Here is a 16,778-nt window from a genome sequence, read left to right on the forward strand (position 1 = left end):
TTTCGTACCGCCCGACGGCGGCTCGTCCGAGGTGAAACATGAAACTGCTCAACCGCAAGCAAGCCCTGTTGTCCCTGTTCATCGCCGCGTCGTTGGGTGGGGCTGTCGTCGCCGATGCGGTCGCGCAGTCGGATCGTTCGTCCGAGCGCGCCAGCCGCAAGTCCAAGAGCAGTGGCAAGGCGGAAGAGCTGTACCCGCAGGCCACGCGTACCGCGCCGACCGTCAAGCCCTCGTCCAAGCTGAGCAGCAAGCTGCAGAAGCTGATTGAAACCTTCAACAAGGGCGAGGATTTCCCGGCGGTGCGGGCACAGGCCGACGAGATCCTGGCCAACAGCGCCGCCAACGAAGCCGACAAGGCGCTGGCGGGCCAGCTGGCCGCCCAGGCGGCGTACAACATGGACGACACCGCCGCTGCCAAGACCTATCTGCAGCAGGCAATCGGCCTGAACGCGCTGGACAACAACGGCCAGTTCCAGTCGATGCTGATGCTGGCGCAGTTGCAGTTGCAGGACGACCAGCAGGCCGAAGGCCTGGCCACGCTCGACAAGTATCTGGCCGAGAGCAAGTCGCAGCGCCCGGAAGATCTGATCCTCAAGGGCCAGGCGCTGTATCAGGCCGAGCGCTACAAGGAAGCGATCCCGGTGTTGAAGCAGGCCATCGCTGCCTCGCCGGAGCCGAAGGACACCTGGAACCAGCTGCTGATGGCCGCCTATGCCGAAGCCGGCCAGACCGGTGAAGCCGTTGCCGCCGCCGAGGCGCTCGCCGCCAAGACGCCGAACGACAAGAAGGCCCAGCTCAATCTCGCCAGCATGTACATGCAGGCCGACCAGATGGACAAGGCCGCCGCAGTGATGGACAAACTGCGCGCTGCCGGGCAGTTGACCGAAGAAAAGGAATACAAACAGCTGTATTCCATCTACGCCAACACCGAGAACAAGGAAAAGGACGTCATCGCAGTCATCAATGAAGGTATGCAAAAAGGCATCCTCAAGCCTGATTATCAGACATACCTCGCATTGGCGCAGTCCTATTACTACAGCGAGGATGTGCCGAAGGCGATCGAAAACTGGCAGAAGGCCGCACCGCTTTCCAAGGACGGCGAGACCTATCTGAATCTGGCCAAGGTGCTGCATTCGGAAGGTCGCATCCCAGAGGCCAAGCAGGCCGCGCAGCAGGCGATCGCCAAGGGTGTTAAAAAACCCGAAGACGCCAAGAAGATCATCAACCTGAAGTAAAAAAGAAAATAAACCCCCGAAATCCCTGTGTTTTTAGTGGTTACAGGACTCGGGATTGGTATAAGCTTGGGAGTTCCTGCGGTGTCAAAGCCGTCCGAAAACCTGGGGATCATCACCGTGATCCGGGGCCCCCACTGAAAGAGCCATTGGCGCATGACGGAACAACTCGTTATCCACAGGCATGACTATGATGCCGGGAACCAGGGTCTGAGCTGGGCCCGCATTATCGGCATTGCTTTTGTAATTGCCTTGCACCTCACTGCACTGATGATGTTGCTGATCCCTGCAGTGGCGCCGAAGGCTCCGGCAGAGAAGGAGCGCACCACCATGGTCACCCTGGTGGATGCACCGCCTCCTCCCCCGCCGCCGCCGCCGCCGCCGCCGCCGGAAGACAAGCCGCCGCCGCCGGTCAAGAATCTGTCGCCGCCGAAGCCGTCACCGGTTCCGCCGCCGCCGGAAGCGCCGGTCGTCGATGTTCCCGAACCGCGTCCGAGCGATATCGTCACGCCGCCTAGCCCGCCGAGTCCTCCGACTCCGCCGAGCGATATCGGCGCCAGTGTCGATATCTCGTCCAAGAACATGAACCCGCCGAAGTACCCGCCGGCTGCATTCCGTGCCGGTGTCCAAGGTGAGGTCATCCTGATCGTGGATGTGGATGCCAACGGCAACGTGACCAACGTGTCGGTCGAAAAGTCCAGCCGCAACCGCGACCTTGACCGTGCCGCGATGGACGCAGCACGCAAGTGGAAGTTCAATGCCTCCACTGTCAACGGGCAGAAAGCCGCCGGACGTGTCCGCGTCCCGGTCAACTTTGCTCTGAACTGATCCCACGGGCCGGCTACGGTCGGCCCAGGATCCTGTCTTCCTTTCGCTCCACCCTTCATCACCACACACAACAAAGGTAAGCGTCATGCTGCAGGAATTCTTTATCGCCGCCGCTGCAGGGGGCTCCAATCCGTCGGCCGCTCTGTCGCAGATGGGCTTCGAGCATCTGATCACCGAAATGACCTCTCAGCCCGGCGACTTCGCCGTGTCCTGGGTCGTGCTGATCACCCTGATCGCCATGTCCGCTGCCTCCTGGTACTGGACTGTCATCAACATTTTCCGCGCCACCCGTCTGAAGAGCGCGGCTGACCGCGTCACCACCGCGTTCTGGGATGCGCCGAATGCGCAGGACGCCATCCGCGCCATGGAAGAGCAGCCGGCTTCCGAGCCGTTCTCCAAGATCGCACTGGACGCTGCCCAGGCTGCTGCCCACCACCAGCGTGCCGAGGGCACCACTGGCGGCCTGGGTGAAACCCTGAGCCGTTCGGAATTCGTCGATCGCGCCCTGCGTCAGGCCGTGACCCGCGAAAGCACCCGTCTGCAGTCCGGCATGACCTTGCTCGCCACCGTCGGTGCGACCGCACCGTTCGTCGGTCTGCTCGGTACCGTGTGGGGCATCTACGGCGCGCTGATCAAGATCGGTGCCACCGGTTCGGCCTCCATCGACGCCGTTGCCGGCCCGGTGGGTGAAGCGCTGATCATGACCGCAATCGGTCTGTTCGTCGCCATCCCGGCCGTGTTCGCGTTCAACTTCTTCTCCAAGGTCAACAGCTCGGTGATCGCCAAGTTCGACACCTTCGCCCACGACCTGCACGACTTCTTCGCCACCGGTTCGCGCGTTCGCTAATCGCGTCGCAGATCCGTTAGTAAAGAACGCCTTCGCAACGATTTAGACGGAGCCCGTTATGGCCTTCAGTAGTGGAAACAGCGGTGGCCCGATGGCCGACATCAATGTGACGCCCCTCGTGGACGTCATGCTGGTGCTGCTGATCATCTTCATCATTACGGCACCGCTGATGTCCCACAAGGTCAAGGTGGAGCTGCCAGAGGCCAACCTGATCCAGAAGGAAGATGCGGAGAAACGTGCCGCACCGATCACCCTGGCCGTCAAGGAAGACGGGTCGCTGTACTGGAACGACGAGCCGATTTCCAAGGAAGCCCTGGAGTCGCGCCTGTCCACCGCAGCACAGCAGACCCCGCAACCGCCGCTCAACTTGCGCGGCGACCGCACCACCAAGATGCGTACGATCAACGAGATCACCAAGATCGCGCAGGGTCAGGGCATGTTGGACGTCGGCTTCGTTGCAACCAAAGAGAAGGGGCAGTAAGCCATGGCATTCAGTACCGGTGGAAACCGTGGCCCGATGGCCGACATCAACGTCACGCCCCTGGTGGACGTGATGTTGGTGCTGCTGATCATCTTCATCGTGACCGCGCCGATCATGACCTACCCGATCGCCGTGGATCTGCCGCAGCGGGTGCTCAACCCGCCACCGCAGACGACCGAGCCGCCGCCGCCGATCGAGTTGCGGATCGACGCCAGCAACCAGGTGTTCTGGAACAACAGCCCGACCCCGGTCGCGCAGTTGCAGCAGAAGATGGAAGAAGTGGTGCAGGCCGATCCGACCAATCAGCCGGAACTGCGCATCGATGCCAATGAAGATGCGGAGTACGAAGTGATGGCCAAGGTCTTGGCTGCTGCGAAAAACTCGCAGATGAAGAAAATCGGCTTCATGCAGTAAGACATCGCAACATCGCAACACACCAGTCATGACGCGACTGCAACGCCACCGGAAACGGTGGCGTTTTTTTTTATTCTGAATCCACCGTAGGGTTTCTGTCTGAACCCAAATCCAGGAGCTTGACCGATGTGGATTTGGCTTCTGGTTACACCACATTATCTGGATGGATGATGTGGGGGGTTAATCATCAGATAATAGCAGCTGACTACTCCAATTACTTGAAGATATAGTTAGTCTGATCAAGAACCTTATTGATGCTGATGCTGCTCAGATAGCAATGGTTGTTAAGCTTTAATTGTAGCCCTGCATGGCTATAGACAACGTGCTCGCCAGATGAGAGTTCCAGTAAGACATTCTCCATTCCTGGCCCAGGAATACAGGCAATGGGCTGTGCGTTACGTAAATGCTGTACAACCAAATCAAGGGTGTTGGCGCAGTTTGCGCCGCACACTCTGTAGATCCGAATCGTGGATTGCACCTTTATTTGGTCATTCGTCAACGAATAATCTTCGGTTCTGGTGACGAAGTAGAGCCAAAAATGCCGTGAGTTGCGCAGTTCTTTCGTCAGGCTAACCGCATCTTGATCATGCGCCTCTTTCGGCGTTGCGAAGCATGCCGTAGGGAGTACGGTCAGCACTGCAGCAACTAGCACGTGCTTTAGCATCCATCTTCTCCTCGACGACAGACGTCTTGGTAATTTTGCCGAGCGGGCAAACCTATTTCTTGAGCCGCAGCCTGCTCAACCTGTGTCGCGCGGGTTTCCTCAGGACTTGTCCCACGTGTGACGGTAGTGTTGCCGTTCGAGTCAGTAGCCTTAGTGAGAGTGGGCTGAAGTGCTTGGTTAAAAGCATCAGAACCTAGACGATCATATTGGGCTCCATGTGAAACCTCGTGTATACCGATAAGTTCTGGTGCGAGCGTTTCCCCGCTTGATTGAATGATGGTATGAGAAACAGGATTGACATAGATCGTGTTGCTTGACTGGTCAAACCAATTCGACGCCCTGGAGTCAAGTTGGAAGGTGTAGGTGTTTTTGGATAGTTCCAACTGCTGAAACTCGGATCGCCCTGTAGGCGAGAAGGCCATTCTGACCAGAAAACCACGCAGCTGTGCTTCATTAACGGTTCCACCAACGGCGTACCTTACCTCGCGCCCATCAGGATCGATGAACTTATAGGGATTGTTGTTGGCATAGCTGTATCGATTAAAGCTGGTGCCGGTATTCGGATTGACCTTTACTGGATCAGTGGACGCCGGCGCGTGGCCACAGATCAGGGACGACAACGCCAGTAAGGCACTGGCCGAAACCTTCAGCTTGTCCATCACTTACCTCCGTTGTCTTTCGTTTTCTCGTTGCTGAAGCGTTTTAGATACTTGTCCCAATCGGCCTGCGTCCACTCGCGCCAGCCTAGTGTCTCAGCATTGGTGCGCCACGCAACGATCTGGCTATTGTAGGTTTTGAACTCTGCCTGTTCTGCCGCCGGGATCTGGTCGGCCTTTGGGTACTTGCTCCTGAAGCGCTGTTCCACCAATAGGCCGTAAGCATTGGCTTTGAGCGTCATGGCTACCGTGTCCTTGGGGTTGGCGGCTAGGATCAAGTCGAGTACTTGCAGGGCCTCCTCTGCCTGACCCTTCTTGAGGTAGTGCGGCGCGAGCACCGCAGTGGCGAACAGTGCAACAGATTCCTTCTGCGAATAGGGTCGCAAGAAGATTTCGTTCTTGAGCGCTAATGGCGAAATGTTCAGCGCTTGTTCGTAGCCGCTGTCATCATGGAACAGACCGCTGGTGGCATCGAGATTGGTCCAGGTGCCCCGCTCTTCGTCGCCGTACTTGACGATCAGATGGTAGGGAACCGTCGTCAGTGTCATCGGTAAGCCTAGCTTCTGGCCCAACAGCACAACAAATGTCGGCATGACGACACATTGCCCTTTGCGGATGGCCAGATACGTGGACAGCAGCGATTTATTGATGTCCTGCCCGTAAGGATCGGAATAGTCGTAACCGAAGGGGCGGCTGTCGTTCCACACCCCTGGCTCGTAGAGCGTCGACACCAAGATGTCCGCTTTCACTTTGTTGGTGGCACCAAGCGGGAGGCGAGAGCGGATCTTGGCGACCTATTGGTCGAGCTGGCGGAGCATACCGTTCGCGTCGATCTTCGGATCGACCATGTGGTCAATCGTGACCTTGGCCCGCGCCAAGTCGATTTGCTCTTCGGGCTGGTCGAGCAGTTTCCGGAGGGTCGCAATATTGCTGTCAGGCGCCTGCGAGACATTAAAATCGCCAGGAGGCGAAGCTGTCACATCGCCTGTCGATCCGAGCAGCAGAAAGGCACTAAATAAGCTGGTTGCAATCCTTGGCAAAGTGCTTGGCATCTCCGTTCCCCGGCTGTGCGAGTCGTTGGCAAGGCCAGTTTATACGCCCACGTCCGGAGTTGATGCACTTCTTTGTTCTCGCAATTAGCGTCGCTGCAGTGCGCTATCACACCGGACGTAGGCGTTACCGCGCAGGCTCAGACGCCAACGCGCCCGCCATGCAGAATGTCGATGTACGCGCGCACGGTCGCATCCAACCCTTGATACAGCGCTTGGCTGATCAAGGCGTGGCCGATGGAGACTTCCAGCACGCCCGGCACGGCGGCGAGAAAGTCGCCAAGGTTGGCTTGCGATAAATCGTGCCCGGCATTGATGCCCAGGCCGGCGGCACTGGCACGCTGCGCGGCATCGGCGAACAGCGCCAATACGGTATCCACCTGCCCGCTGGCATGCGCAGACGCGTACGGTCCGGTGTACAACTCGATACGGTCCGCACCCAGCGCGGCGGCGTGGGCAAGACGTGGATTGCCGGCATCCACAAACAGGCTGACCCGGCTGCCCAGCGCCTTGAACGCAGCGATCAATTCGTCCAGCTGGGTTGTGTCCTGCGCAAAATCGAAGCCGTGGTCGGAGGTCAGTTGCCCATCGCTGTCGGGCACCAGGGTGACCTGGTCCGGGCGTGTGGCACGGCAGAGTTCCAGCAGCCCCGGATAGCCGGCGCGCGGTGGTGCGAACGGGTTGCCTTCGATATTGAATTCGACTCCGTGCTCACGTGTCAGTGCGCTCAGCGCCAGCACGTCGTCTGCGCGGATATGCCGTTGGTCCGGGCGCGGATGCACGGTGACGCCGTGCGCACCGGCTTCAATACAGGTCCGCGCGGCGTGCACCACATCCGGATCGAGGCCGCCGCGCGAGTTGCGCAGTACCGCGATCTTGTTGACATTGACGCTGAGCCGGGTGGTCACGACGGTGTTCTCACGCCTGTGGTTCGCCATCGCGTTGTGCTGCAAGCGCCGCTTTGCGGGTTTCGGCAATCTCGCGCAGGCGACGGAGTTCGGCCGGGTCGATCATGCTGCTGGTGGCGCGCTGGGTGCCGTCCATGCGCGAGGCGAACCAGCCGCGTGTCCACAGCAACAGCAGCAGCAATGCGACCAGCAGCGAAACCACCAGCAACCACACGTGCGGCGTGCTGAAAGCCAGCACCAGCGCACCCAGTGCCATAAGCAGAAACAGCCAATGCATGACGCGTTCCCCCCGATCAATGGCGGCAGTGTAGCGCCGTGCCCGACGCGGTTCCACGTGAGCTGCGCGGCATGGGTCAGAGCAGCGGCGACAGCAGCCGCGCGCAGGCCTCGGGCAGGCGCGAGCGCCACAACGGCCGGTGCTGCACGAAACGTACTTCCTGCGCCTGTTGCAGATCGGTCTCTATCATCCCGGCCAGTTCTGCCGCCACCGCTTGGTCGCGGAACAGCATCGACAGCTCGAAGTTCAGGCGGAAACTGCGGCTGTCGAAATTGGCACTGCCGACGATGCTGACGTCGTCGTCGGCCAGCAGCGCCTTGGTATGCAGCATGCGCGGGCCGTATTCATAGATACGCACCCCCGCTTCGAGCAGCTCGTCGAAGTAAGAGCGCGCGGCGTAGGTGACCAGGCGTGAATCACTGACCCGTGGCACCAGCAGCCGCACGTCCAGCCCGCCGAGTGCGGCCGAGGTCAGCGCCATGCGCGCCGCCTCGCCGGGCACGAAGTACGGGGTCACCAGCCAGACGCGGTGCTTGGCCTCGTGGATGGCCGCCACCATCAGGCGATGGATCGACTCCCACGACGAATCCGGGCCGGAGACCAGCACCTGCGCATCGACATCGCCTTGCGCCCGGCTTGGCACGTCCTCCGGCCATAACTGCTGGCCCTGGAACGCGATGCGGCCCTGCCCGGTGGCGTAGAGCCAGTCTTCCAGGAACACCAGCTGCAGGCTGCGCACCACGTGGCCCTGCAGGCGCACATGCAGGTCGCGATATGCGGCCACGCGCACCTGCTCGTTCTCGTCGTCGGTGACGTTGATGCCGCCGGTAAAGGCGACCCGGCCGTCGATCACCACCACCTTGCGATGGGTACGCAGATTCAGCCACGGCCGCTTGAACGGCTTGAGCAGCTGGGACGGATGGAACCAGGCGGTTTCCACCCCGGCCTGGCGCAGCGTACGCAGCACGCGCCGGGTCATCGCCGACGAGCCCACCGCATCCATCAGCAAGCGCACTTTGACCCCGGCGCGCGCGCGCTCCATCAACGCAGCGCAGATCGCAGTGCCGCTGTGGTCCGGCTGGAAGATGTAGTACTCCAGATGGATATGGTCGCGTGCATCGCGGATCGCCTCGATGATGGCGGCGTAGGTAGCCGCGCCATCCACCAGCCAGTGCACTTCGGTGGCGCTGCTGGGCGCAAGACCGGTAGTGGACTGGGCGATCTTGGCAAGTTCGGTGCAGTCGGCGTCCGGTGGGCAGACGCTGCTATAGCTCTCCATGCCCGAGCGCGACCGGCCGCGGCGCAGGCGCTGGCGTTTGACCTTCTGCGGGCCGAGCCAGTAGTAGATCAGCAGACCCAGATACGGCAGCGCGGCCAGCGACAGCACCCAGCTGAGCGTGGCCACCGGCTCGCGCTTCTGCAGCACGATCCAGCTGGAGATCCACAGCAGATACAGCACGTAGGCGGCGATGAGGAGCGCTTCGAGGTGGGGAATGGTGGCCAACCAGTCCCACGCGCTCTGGACGAATGCGAGCATGCGCGGATTCTACGGGCCGCATGCCACGCTGCGATGACCGGGCGAGCAACGTGGCGCCGAGGTAGCGATCTGAAAGCTTCATCCGAGCGCGCGCCGTCGCGGCGTCTGAGACTCACCGACAGTACGATGCGCCGATGGCGAGCGCGATCAAGGGCCGTGGTGCGACCGGCCATCTGCCCGGGCGATTCGAAGTCACCACCCAACAGGCAGTGGACGATGGCTGGTACGCCGACGACGGCGAAGAGTTCGTCGCGCCGGCATTGCGTACGCAAGTCACCGAGGAAACCGCACGCAGCATCATCAGCCGTAACCAGTCGCCGGACATCGGGTTTTCGCAATCGGTCAATCCGTATCGCGGTTGCGAGCATGGCTGCAGCTACTGTTTCGCACGGCCCTCGCATGCGTATCTCAATCTGTCGCCCGGGTTGGATTTCGAGACGAAGCTGTTCGCCAAGACCAATGCGCCGGAGCTGCTGCGCCGGGAATTGTCGCGCCCGGGCTATGTGCCCAGCCCGATCGCACTGGGCATCAACACCGATGCGTACCAGCCGATCGAGCGCAAACGTGCACTGACGCGGCGGTTGATCGAGGTGCTGTGGGAAACGCGCCATCCGTTCACGCTGATCACCAAGAATGCGTTGGTGACGCGCGACCTGGACCTGCTCGCGCCGCTGGCACGCGAGGGCCTGGTCAACGTGCATTTTTCGGTGACCACGCTGGACCCGCAGCTGTCGGCAAAGCTGGAACCGCGCGCGTCCGCACCGCATGCCCGCCTGCGCGCGATGCGGACGCTGCACGCGGCCGGCGTGCCGGTCGGGGTAATGGCCGCGCCGGTGATTCCGTGGATCAACGACCATGAGTTGGAAGCGATTCTGCAGGCCGCGTCCGATGCCGGCGCGCACAGCGCCGGCTACGTGTTGCTGCGGCTCCCGCACGAAGTGGCGCCGCTGTTCCGCGACTGGCTGCAGACCCATCACCCACAACGCGCCGCGCATGTGATGAGCACGATCCAGCAACTACGCGGCGGCAAGGATTACGACAGCGCCTTCGGCGCGCGCATGCGTGGGCAAGGCGTGTACGCGGACCTGTTGGCACGACGTTTCGCGCTGGCCCACCGCCGCTGCGGTTTCGACGCACGCCAGATGCCGCGGTTGGACACGGCCAAGTTCCGCCGCCCCGCTCCACCGGTCAAACCGGTGCCGGCATCGCCGCAGGGGCAGTTGTTCTAGGGCGGGGAATCGGGAATCGGGAATCGGGAATCGCAACAGCAGTGCCGCGCTGTTGCGATTGCTGTTGCCGTTGCGATTCCCTATTCCCTATTCCCTATTCCCTATTCCCTATTCCCTATTCCCTATTCCCTATTCCCCGCCGTACAAGGCGCTCGCCGACTGAAACAGAATCCAGCTGGTGGCAATGAACTTGTCGCCGCCGACCGGGCGGTTGCCGCGGTGGGTGTGGGTGAAGGCGGTGGGCGCGATCAGCAGGCTGCCGGTGCGGGGGCGTGCCTTGCGTTGCTGGAACAGGAATTCGGTTTCGCCCTGTTCGAATTCCTCGTTGAGGTACAGCGTCCACAGCAGGTGCCGGTGCAAGGTGTCGGCGCTGGCATCGCGTGGATACAGTTCGCAATGCCAATACGGATACCCGCCCTGGTCGGCGGTGTACCACTGCAGATTGATCGCGCCCGGACGCAGGCAGGTGCGTGCCAGATCGCCCAGCGCCTGGTCGCTCATCTGCACGATGTCTTCGGCAACCAGCCGGTGCGGGCTGCCGTCGGCGGTGGTGACCTGCAACATCAATGGCGAGATCAGCGCCTGCGGATAGCGCCGCAGATAGGTGAGCACGCCCTCGAAAACAGCGTGCTGGATGCGGTTTTCCGCTGCCGCCCACTCGGCCACGCCGCTGATGCGCAGGTCGCGGCTGTGTTTGAGGTCGGGAAACACGCCGCTACCGACGCGCCCCGGTTGCAGCTGCTGACTGGCGCGCATGCGTTGCACGATCGTCGCGCAATCCTCGCGCGATACCGCGTGGTCGGTGATCTGGATGAAGTCGGGTTGGTCCATGCGCATGACCATAGCAACCTCGGCCGCAGCCTGCATGATCGGTGCCGCTAGTGCACACACGTGGATCGATACGCTGCGCCATGTCGCGCCGGGGTTGCTTCGATGCGCGCTGCTGGACCTGGCGGGTTTCGCGCGCAAGACCGCGCCAGTGCAACCGGCGCCGCGCCGTCCGGATCTTCCGCCGCAGTGTCCCTGCCACGCAAGGCAACGCCGCGTTGCGTCGGTCTTGTCGATGACGATGCTGCGCGCGTGCAGCATCGGTGCACGCGCACAGCGTCCGCACGATCGCAAAGAAAAACCCCGCCGAAGCGGGGGTTTTCATCACACGTGTGGCCGAGCGTCGATCAGAACTTGTAGTTGATCGAGGCAGCCAGCACGTCGCCGCGCACCTGGTAATCACCGACCAGCGTGTTGCCGGTGGCGGTGGTGCGGTTGGTGGTCGGGTCGCTGGTGAACAGGTGCGTATAGCCGAAGTTGTACTCGGCCTTGTCCGACGGACGCCAGCTCATACCTACCGACACCCACTTGCGGCTCGCATCCGGTACGCGCACGTCACGGTGCTCGGCGGTGGTCGGAGTCTGGTCGTAGGCCAGACCGCCGCGCAGGGTCACGGTCTCGCTCATGCGGTAATCGGCACCGATCGAGGCGAAGGTGGTGTCGCGGTAGGAGAAGTCCAGCACGCTGTCGGGCTGGTTGGAGGCGAAGTCCACCGTCACCTGGTCGAACTTGCTCCAGGCGGTGCGGGTGACGTCGGCCATGATCGACCACTGCTCGTTCACGTTGTGGGTGAAGCTGGCGGTGGCGCTGGCCGGCAGCTTGACCGTGGCGCGACCCTTGGTGTCGACGAAGGTGCCAGGTGCTGCCTGTGCCAGCACGGCCAGCGCGGCAGTACCACCTGCACCGGAGGCACTGAAGTCGGCGTCGCCATCAGTGATCTTGTGCTCGACTTCCGAGCGGTAGCTGAAGCCGATGTGGGTGTTTTCGTCGATGCTGAACAAGCCGCCGAGGGTGAAGCCCACTTCGGTGCTGTCGCCCTTGATGCGCGAGTAACCATCGGCGCTGCCCGGTGCGAAGCCCGGCACGCGACGCGCAGCCAGGATGCTGCCGAAGTCCACGGCGTTGGCCAGGTCGATATCCAGACGCTCGGCGAACACCGAGGCACCGAAGGACACGTACGGATTCACGTCATAGGAGAACGCGACATTGAAGTCGATCGCCTGCAGCTCGGTCTTGGTGCCGTGGTAGCGGCCGACCCAGTCGCGGTCGTATTCGGTCTTGAAGCCGAACGGCACGGTCAGCGAGGTACCCAGGTGCATGTTGTCGTTCTCGCCGAACGGCACGTGGAAGTACATCGCCGGGACCGGCGCGATCATGCCGGCGTCGCCGCCATTGCCGCCGGAGATCGGCGCACCGTTGGCATAGCTGGCGCGGTCGCCCTGGAACTTGGCCGAGAAGCTGATGGCGCTGACGTCGGCCTGGAACAGGCGGCCGTCGAGCTGGCGCATGCCGGCCGGGTTGTTGGCGATGATCGAGGCATCGTCGGGGGCACTGCCCGAACCTGCGAAGGCGCGGCCAAGACCCTTGGCGCTGTTTTCCTTCAACTGGAACGCGGCGCCGTGGACCTGGCCAACGGCCAGCACACCGGCGATACCAACGGCCAACAGGGTGGCGCGGCTAAGAGTAGAAGCGGTAGACATAAGTGTTGCTCTCCGGATAAGGACTGCAGTGGTCGGTACAGCGCCCGCGCCCAGCGCCAAGTGGCTGCTGGAGCGCGCCGGAGACCCCCCCCCGACATACGACGCCGTACGTAGTATACCCATGACGATTAACCGAACAATAACAAAGTGCATTTTGATCGCTCAGACAGGTTAGGGATGGGTTCAGGAGCGTGAACCCGCTAGAGTGCCACTCCGATGTTCGTTTCGATCCCCTCCCGCAAGAAATCCGCGCCGCGCTGGGCGGTGCCGCTGCTGTTTGCCACGGTGTGGCTGGCCTATCTGTGGTCGATCAGCCGGCCGGGCGAAGCGCGCAATACGCTGTGGCTGGACTGGGGCGCGCTGTCCAGCGGCGTGTCCAACCTGGCCGACTGGTGGGCGACGCTGCGCGACGGTAGCGTGCTGCGCTTGTTCACTGCGCTGTTCCTGCATGCCGACTGGTCGCATCTGCTCGGCAATCTGGTGTTCCTGCTGATCTTCGGGCTGCCGGCCGAGCGCATTCTGGGGCCGTGGCGCTTGCTGCTGCTGTTCCTGGTCGGCGGTGCGGCCTCCAATCTGGCGGCGATCTTCGCCATCGGCACCCCGGACCGGGTGATCATCGGCGCCTCGGGCGCGGTGTCGGCGTTGATCGGCACCTATCTGGCGCTGTTTCCGGGCGCCAAGCTGGGCGTGGTGCTGCCGCTTGGGGTGTTTCTGGAATTCATCCGGGTGCCGGCGCCGCTGCTGATCGGCGCCTGGGCACTGCTGCAGGTGGTGTTCGCCTATATCGGCCCGGCGTTCGGCATGGTGGCATGGTCGGCGCATATCGCAGGTTTCGTGTTCGGCATCGTCTATGGGCTGTATGTGCGTGCGGCGATCGCGCGACGGCTGCGCAAGCGCCACGGGTTCTAGCGCGGTGATCGAGTCGATGCGAACGGCCGTGCTGCGCGGCGCAGGGGCTGCACGACCTCGGCTGCGCTGGCGCGCCTATACTTGCGCCATGTCCAAGCCCTTGTACAAAGTCACCTTCCTCAATCACGGCAAGGTGTACGAGCTTTACGCGCGGCAGGTCACCGGCAGCCATCTGTGGGGCTTCAACCAGATCGGCGAGCTGGTGTTCGACGTGCACGACGGGTTGGTGGTCGATCCCACCGAAGAACGCCTGCGCGAAGAGTTCGGCAACACCAAGACGCTGCACCTGCCCATGCAAAGCATCGTGCGGATCGAAGAAGTGGAAAAGAAAGGCCAGTCGGTGATCCGCGATGCCGCCACCGGCGACAAGGTGGTCACGCCGTTCCCGCTGCCGGGCAAGCCGCGCTGATGCGCATCCTGGTGCCTGACGATTACCAGGGCGCGGTGCGGCAGCTGCCCTGCCTGCAGCGGCTGCACGGGCATGAGGTGCAGGTGCTGGGCGCGCTGGCCACCGATCCCAACGAATGGGCCGAGCGCCTGGTCGAAGCCGACGCGCTGGTGCTGATCCGCGAACGCACCCGCGTGGACGCGACGCTGTTGCGGCGCTTGCCGCGGCTGAAACTGATCAGCCAGACCGGGCGCGTGGGTGCGCATCTGGATGTGGCCGCGTGCACCGAATTCGGAGTGGCGGTGGCCGAGGGCGTCGGTTCGCCGGTGGCGCCGGCCGAGCTCACCTGGGCCTTGATCCTGTCGGCCAGCCGCCGCTTGAGCGATTATCAGCGTGCCCTGCAGCAGGGCCGTTGGCAGGCGCTCGGCGATCCTGGACTGGGACGCGTACTGCATGGGCGCACGCTGGGCATCTGGAGTTACGGACGGATCGGCCAACGCGTGGCACACTTTGGCCGGGCATTCGGCATGCAGGTGCTGGTGTGGGGTGGTGAAGCCTCCTGCGCGCAGGCTGCACGCGATGGCTTCGAGATCGCCGCCAGCCGTGAAGCGCTGTTCGAGCGCAGCGATGTGCTGTCGCTGCATCGACGCCTGACCGCACAGACCCGCCACCAGGTGAGCGCACAGGATCTGGCGCGCATGCGCCCGGATGCGTTGCTGGTCAACACTAGCCGCGCCGAGTTGATTGCGCCCGGCGCATTGTTGGCCGCGCTCGACGCCGGGCGCCCTGCACAGGCCGCAGTGGATGTGTTCGAACGCGAACCGGTACTGGATGCGCGCGACCCGTTGCTGCAGCATCCGCGCGTGTTGGCCACGCCGCATCTGGGCTATGTGGAACGCGACAGTTACGCGCTGTACTTCGATGCAGCGTTCGACAATGTGCTGGCGTTTGCTGCGGGCTCGCCGCGCAACCTGGTCAATCCCGAAGCGTTGGCGATCGTGCGGTAACGCCACTGCAGTTGCAGACCATGCGGTTCATGGCGCTGCGCTTGCACACCTCGCCACTGGGTAGGTCGAACATCCTCGATCTGACCACTTTTGAAATCAGTCAACGGCAATGCCAGGCGCCTTGGCGATCGCCGCGCCAGCGTTGCTTGTGGACGGTGACGCGACCGCAGCACTGCAGTTTCAAACCGGTTCAACCGAACGGGCATGATCTGCAAAGAGCCTGCCTGGTCGCAAACGCATTCACTGCCAAGTGCGCCACCGCCAGGTCCGCTGCTGCGCGAACGCACAGCAGCGGGGCCTTGCCCAGCCTTACTTGCTTGGCTCGACCGGCTTGGGCGTCTCTGCTGGCGCGGTTGGCGCTGCCGGCGCGACCGGCGGCTTGGCAGTGTCAGCGGGTTCGGCCGTCTTGGGCTTGTCCGTACTGGCTGGACGCGCTGCTGACTGCTTGGGGTCGGCCGCTGTCTTGGCGGCCTTCGCCTTCTGCGCTGCCTGTGCCTTGGCCTTGCGGGCGGCTTGTGCCTTGGCGGCGGAGCCGGGTTGCTTGAGTTCGGCCAATGCCGCTGCAATCGGGCCGTCGCCCGGCAGCACGTCGCCTGCGCTATAGCCCTCTTCGCCCTCTTCGTCGCCACGCAGGTGGCCCGGCAGGGTGGCTTCGCTGTAGTCGGCCAGGCTGGCCGGCACGTCGGCGTCGCCCGGTTGCGGTTCGGGGCTGAGCATCACTTCGGGCACGATGCCGCTGGCCTGGATCGACTTGCCGCTGGGCGTGTAATAGCGCGCGGTGGTGAGCTTGACCGAATCGCCGTTGTCCAGCGGCAACACCGTCTGCACCGAGCCCTTGCCGAAGGTGCGGCTGCCGATGATGCGCGCGCGCTGGTTGTCGCGCAGGGCGCCGGCCAGCACCTCTGACGCACTGGCCGAGCCGGCGTCCACCAGCACCACCACCGGCGCGCCACCGAGCAGATCGCCCGGGGTGGCGTCGAACTTGGCATCGCTGATGGAGATGCGCCCGCGCGTGCTGACGATGTTGCCCTTGTCGAGCAGATCGTCGGCCACCTGCACTGCCGAGGTCAGCAGACCACCCGGGTTGCTGCGCAGATCCAGCACCAACCCACGCAGTTTGCCGCCGGCCTGCAGCTGCTTGAGGTTCTTCTGGAAATCGGCACCGGTGTCGGCCTGGAAGGTGCTGATGCGGATGTAGCCATAGCCCGGCTCCAGCAGCCTGCTGCGCACGCTGGCCACGCGGATGGTCTCGCGCTTCAAGCTGACATCGAACGGCTTGGGTGTCTTCTCGCGCATGATGGTGAGCACCACCGTGCTGCCGGAATCGCCACGCAGCGGCTCCATCGCCTTGCTGGCGTCGATCGCCTTGCCGTCGATGGCCACGATGACGTCGCCGGCACGAATGCCGGCACGCGCGGCCGGGGTGTCGTCGATCGGCGCGATCACCTTGAGCGTGTTGTCCTGCTGCTGCAGCAATTCCACGCCGATCCCGTCGTAGGCGCCGGTGGCCTGTTCGTCGAAGGCTTCGGCGTCTTCCTTGTCGAAATAGGTGCTGTGCGGGTCCAGGTCCGAGAGCAGGCCGCGCACTGCGGCGTGCATCAGCTTCTTGTCTTCGACCGGGTCGACGTAGGCCTGTTTGACCGCGTTGTACACCGCCACGAAGCGGCGGATCTCGTCCAACGGGACTTTGGAGACGGCCGCTTCATTGGCTTCCGGATCGTCCGCAGTGGCCTGCTCGGCGGTGGGACTGGCTTTCTGCGCCCAACCGGGTGAAGCGAACAGGGCCAGCGACAGGGCAACGGACAGGACGGCTACGCGCATGAA

The 16,778-nt window shown here is 63.0% G+C and carries 19 protein-coding genes; 9 read left to right on the forward strand and 10 right to left on the reverse strand.

Annotation, left to right across the window (positions count from 1 at the left end; all coding sequences use genetic code 11):
• The first annotated feature begins 38 nt into the window (after window positions 1–38).
• The 5 genes from GGR62_RS12935 to GGR62_RS12955 all read left to right on the forward strand — a co-directional run bounded on the left by GGR62_RS12935 (window position 39) and on the right by GGR62_RS12955 (window position 3,802).
• The gene (locus GGR62_RS12935) at window positions 39–1,235 is read left to right on the forward strand and encodes a tetratricopeptide repeat protein (RefSeq protein WP_184408295.1); all 1,197 of its coding nucleotides are present in this window, start codon (window positions 39–41) and stop codon (window positions 1,233–1,235) included.
• 267 nt (window positions 1,236–1,502) lie between these two features.
• Window positions 1,503–2,060 (forward strand): energy transducer TonB, encoded by a 558-nt coding sequence (locus GGR62_RS12940; protein ID WP_184408332.1) that lies wholly within the window; start codon window positions 1,503–1,505, stop codon window positions 2,058–2,060.
• A gap of 85 nt (window positions 2,061–2,145) precedes the next feature.
• Window positions 2,146–2,907 carry a TonB-system energizer ExbB gene (gene exbB / locus GGR62_RS12945; RefSeq protein WP_184408296.1) on the forward strand — a complete coding sequence of 254 codons (762 nt, stop codon included), beginning with the start codon at window positions 2,146–2,148 and terminating at the stop codon, window positions 2,905–2,907.
• Between the two features lie 58 nt (window positions 2,908–2,965).
• Entirely contained in the window at window positions 2,966–3,388 is a 423-nt protein-coding gene (locus tag GGR62_RS12950) for a biopolymer transporter ExbD (protein ID WP_011035268.1), read from the forward strand.
• 3 nt (window positions 3,389–3,391) lie between these two features.
• The gene (locus GGR62_RS12955; protein WP_011035269.1) at window positions 3,392–3,802 is read left to right on the forward strand and encodes a biopolymer transporter ExbD; all 411 of its coding nucleotides are present in this window, start codon (window positions 3,392–3,394) and stop codon (window positions 3,800–3,802) included.
• Window positions 3,803–4,016: 214 nt separating this feature from the next.
• On the opposite strand, the gene GGR62_RS12960 is transcribed toward GGR62_RS12955, so the two are convergent.
• The 7 genes from GGR62_RS12960 to cls form a co-directional block, all read right to left on the reverse strand.
• Window positions 4,017–4,466: a hypothetical protein gene (locus GGR62_RS12960; protein WP_184408297.1), complete on the reverse strand. Its 450-nt coding sequence runs from the start codon at window positions 4,464–4,466 to the stop codon at window positions 4,017–4,019.
• The gene (locus GGR62_RS21245) at window positions 4,460–5,125 is read right to left on the reverse strand and encodes a hypothetical protein (protein WP_260305949.1); all 666 of its coding nucleotides are present in this window, start codon (window positions 5,123–5,125) and stop codon (window positions 4,460–4,462) included. The genes GGR62_RS12960 and GGR62_RS21245 overlap by 7 nt, the downstream gene beginning before the upstream one ends.
• Window positions 5,125–5,853: a transglutaminase family protein gene (locus tag GGR62_RS12970; RefSeq protein ID WP_326520258.1), complete on the reverse strand. Its 729-nt coding sequence runs from the start codon at window positions 5,851–5,853 to the stop codon at window positions 5,125–5,127. The genes GGR62_RS21245 and GGR62_RS12970 overlap by 1 nt, the downstream gene beginning before the upstream one ends.
• A 63-nt stretch (window positions 5,854–5,916) precedes the next feature.
• On the reverse strand, window positions 5,917–6,174 hold the full coding sequence (locus GGR62_RS21250; RefSeq protein ID WP_260305951.1) for a hypothetical protein: 258 nt from the start codon (window positions 6,172–6,174) through the stop codon (window positions 5,917–5,919).
• A gap of 137 nt (window positions 6,175–6,311) precedes the next feature.
• Window positions 6,312–7,079 carry a pyridoxine 5'-phosphate synthase gene (locus GGR62_RS12975; protein WP_184408333.1) on the reverse strand — a complete coding sequence of 256 codons (768 nt, stop codon included), beginning with the start codon at window positions 7,077–7,079 and terminating at the stop codon, window positions 6,312–6,314.
• Between the two features lie 10 nt (window positions 7,080–7,089).
• A complete protein-coding gene (locus GGR62_RS12980; protein ID WP_184408298.1) occupies window positions 7,090–7,356 on the reverse strand; it encodes a hypothetical protein in 267 nt (88 codons plus the stop codon).
• A 76-nt stretch (window positions 7,357–7,432) separates the two neighbouring features.
• Entirely contained in the window at window positions 7,433–8,893 is a 1,461-nt protein-coding gene (gene cls, locus GGR62_RS12985; protein WP_184408299.1) for a cardiolipin synthase, read from the reverse strand.
• A 134-nt stretch (window positions 8,894–9,027) separates the two neighbouring features.
• On the opposite strand from cls, the gene GGR62_RS12990 reads away from it, so the two are divergent.
• Complete coding sequence (locus GGR62_RS12990) at window positions 9,028–10,122, forward strand: PA0069 family radical SAM protein (RefSeq protein ID WP_184408300.1); 1,095 nt, start codon at window positions 9,028–9,030, stop codon at window positions 10,120–10,122.
• Window positions 10,123–10,251: 129 nt separating this feature from the next.
• Here the strand turns inward: GGR62_RS12990 and GGR62_RS12995 are convergent, their stop codons facing one another.
• A complete protein-coding gene (locus tag GGR62_RS12995; protein WP_184408301.1) occupies window positions 10,252–10,953 on the reverse strand; it encodes a 2OG-Fe(II) oxygenase in 702 nt (233 codons plus the stop codon).
• Between the two features lie 344 nt (window positions 10,954–11,297).
• Window positions 11,298–12,650: an outer membrane protein transport protein gene (locus GGR62_RS13000; protein WP_184408302.1), complete on the reverse strand. Its 1,353-nt coding sequence runs from the start codon at window positions 12,648–12,650 to the stop codon at window positions 11,298–11,300.
• A 216-nt stretch (window positions 12,651–12,866) separates the two neighbouring features.
• On the opposite strand from GGR62_RS13000, the gene GGR62_RS13005 reads away from it, so the two are divergent.
• From GGR62_RS13005 to GGR62_RS13015, 3 genes are all read left to right on the forward strand, one after another.
• Window positions 12,867–13,559, forward strand: coding sequence for a rhomboid family intramembrane serine protease (locus tag GGR62_RS13005; protein WP_184408303.1), 693 nt, complete (start codon window positions 12,867–12,869; stop codon window positions 13,557–13,559).
• Window positions 13,560–13,647: 88 nt separating this feature from the next.
• Window positions 13,648–13,968, forward strand: coding sequence for a DUF1820 family protein (locus GGR62_RS13010; protein WP_184408304.1), 321 nt, complete (start codon window positions 13,648–13,650; stop codon window positions 13,966–13,968).
• Window positions 13,968–14,954: a D-2-hydroxyacid dehydrogenase family protein gene (locus tag GGR62_RS13015; RefSeq protein WP_184408305.1), complete on the forward strand. Its 987-nt coding sequence runs from the start codon at window positions 13,968–13,970 to the stop codon at window positions 14,952–14,954. The genes GGR62_RS13010 and GGR62_RS13015 overlap by 1 nt, the downstream gene beginning before the upstream one ends.
• A 309-nt stretch (window positions 14,955–15,263) precedes the next feature.
• Here the strand turns inward: GGR62_RS13015 and GGR62_RS13020 are convergent, their stop codons facing one another.
• Window positions 15,264–16,775, reverse strand: a complete 1,512-nt coding sequence (locus GGR62_RS13020; protein ID WP_184408306.1) for a S41 family peptidase — start codon at window positions 16,773–16,775, stop codon at window positions 15,264–15,266.
• Window positions 16,776–16,778 lie beyond the last annotated feature (3 nt).

It is taken from the genome of Xanthomonas sp. 3075 (assembly GCF_014197275.1).
Lineage (GTDB): Bacteria > Pseudomonadota > Gammaproteobacteria > Xanthomonadales > Xanthomonadaceae > Xanthomonas > Xanthomonas campestris_B.

Bases quoted from the DNA above. Each gene is read 5' to 3' on its own strand.
- GGR62_RS12955 (WP_011035269.1), top strand. From the start codon at position 3,392: ATGGCATTCAGTACCGGTGGAAACCGTGGCCCGATGGCCGACATCAAC.
- GGR62_RS12995 (WP_184408301.1), bottom strand. From the start codon at position 10,953: ATGGACCAACCCGACTTCATCCAGATCACCGACCACGCGGTATCGCGC.
- GGR62_RS13005 (WP_184408303.1), top strand. From the start codon at position 12,867: ATGTTCGTTTCGATCCCCTCCCGCAAGAAATCCGCGCCGCGCTGGGCG.
- GGR62_RS21245 (WP_260305949.1), bottom strand. From the start codon at position 5,125: ATGGACAAGCTGAAGGTTTCGGCCAGTGCCTTACTGGCGTTGTCGTCC.
- GGR62_RS12980 (WP_184408298.1), bottom strand. From the start codon at position 7,356: ATGCATTGGCTGTTTCTGCTTATGGCACTGGGTGCGCTGGTGCTGGCT.
- exbB (WP_184408296.1), top strand. From the start codon at position 2,146: ATGCTGCAGGAATTCTTTATCGCCGCCGCTGCAGGGGGCTCCAATCCG.
- GGR62_RS12960 (WP_184408297.1), bottom strand. From the start codon at position 4,466: ATGCTAAAGCACGTGCTAGTTGCTGCAGTGCTGACCGTACTCCCTACG.
- GGR62_RS13000 (WP_184408302.1), bottom strand. From the start codon at position 12,650: ATGTCTACCGCTTCTACTCTTAGCCGCGCCACCCTGTTGGCCGTTGGT.
- cls (WP_184408299.1), bottom strand. From the start codon at position 8,893: ATGCTCGCATTCGTCCAGAGCGCGTGGGACTGGTTGGCCACCATTCCC.
- GGR62_RS13020 (WP_184408306.1), bottom strand. From the start codon at position 16,775: ATGCGCGTAGCCGTCCTGTCCGTTGCCCTGTCGCTGGCCCTGTTCGCT.
- GGR62_RS12950 (WP_011035268.1), top strand. From the start codon at position 2,966: ATGGCCTTCAGTAGTGGAAACAGCGGTGGCCCGATGGCCGACATCAAT.
- GGR62_RS13015 (WP_184408305.1), top strand. From the start codon at position 13,968: ATGCGCATCCTGGTGCCTGACGATTACCAGGGCGCGGTGCGGCAGCTG.
- GGR62_RS12940 (WP_184408332.1), top strand. From the start codon at position 1,503: ATGATGTTGCTGATCCCTGCAGTGGCGCCGAAGGCTCCGGCAGAGAAG.
- GGR62_RS13010 (WP_184408304.1), top strand. From the start codon at position 13,648: ATGTCCAAGCCCTTGTACAAAGTCACCTTCCTCAATCACGGCAAGGTG.
- GGR62_RS12935 (WP_184408295.1), top strand. From the start codon at position 39: ATGAAACTGCTCAACCGCAAGCAAGCCCTGTTGTCCCTGTTCATCGCC.
- GGR62_RS21250 (WP_260305951.1), bottom strand. From the start codon at position 6,174: ATGCCAAGCACTTTGCCAAGGATTGCAACCAGCTTATTTAGTGCCTTT.
- GGR62_RS12990 (WP_184408300.1), top strand. From the start codon at position 9,028: ATGGCGAGCGCGATCAAGGGCCGTGGTGCGACCGGCCATCTGCCCGGG.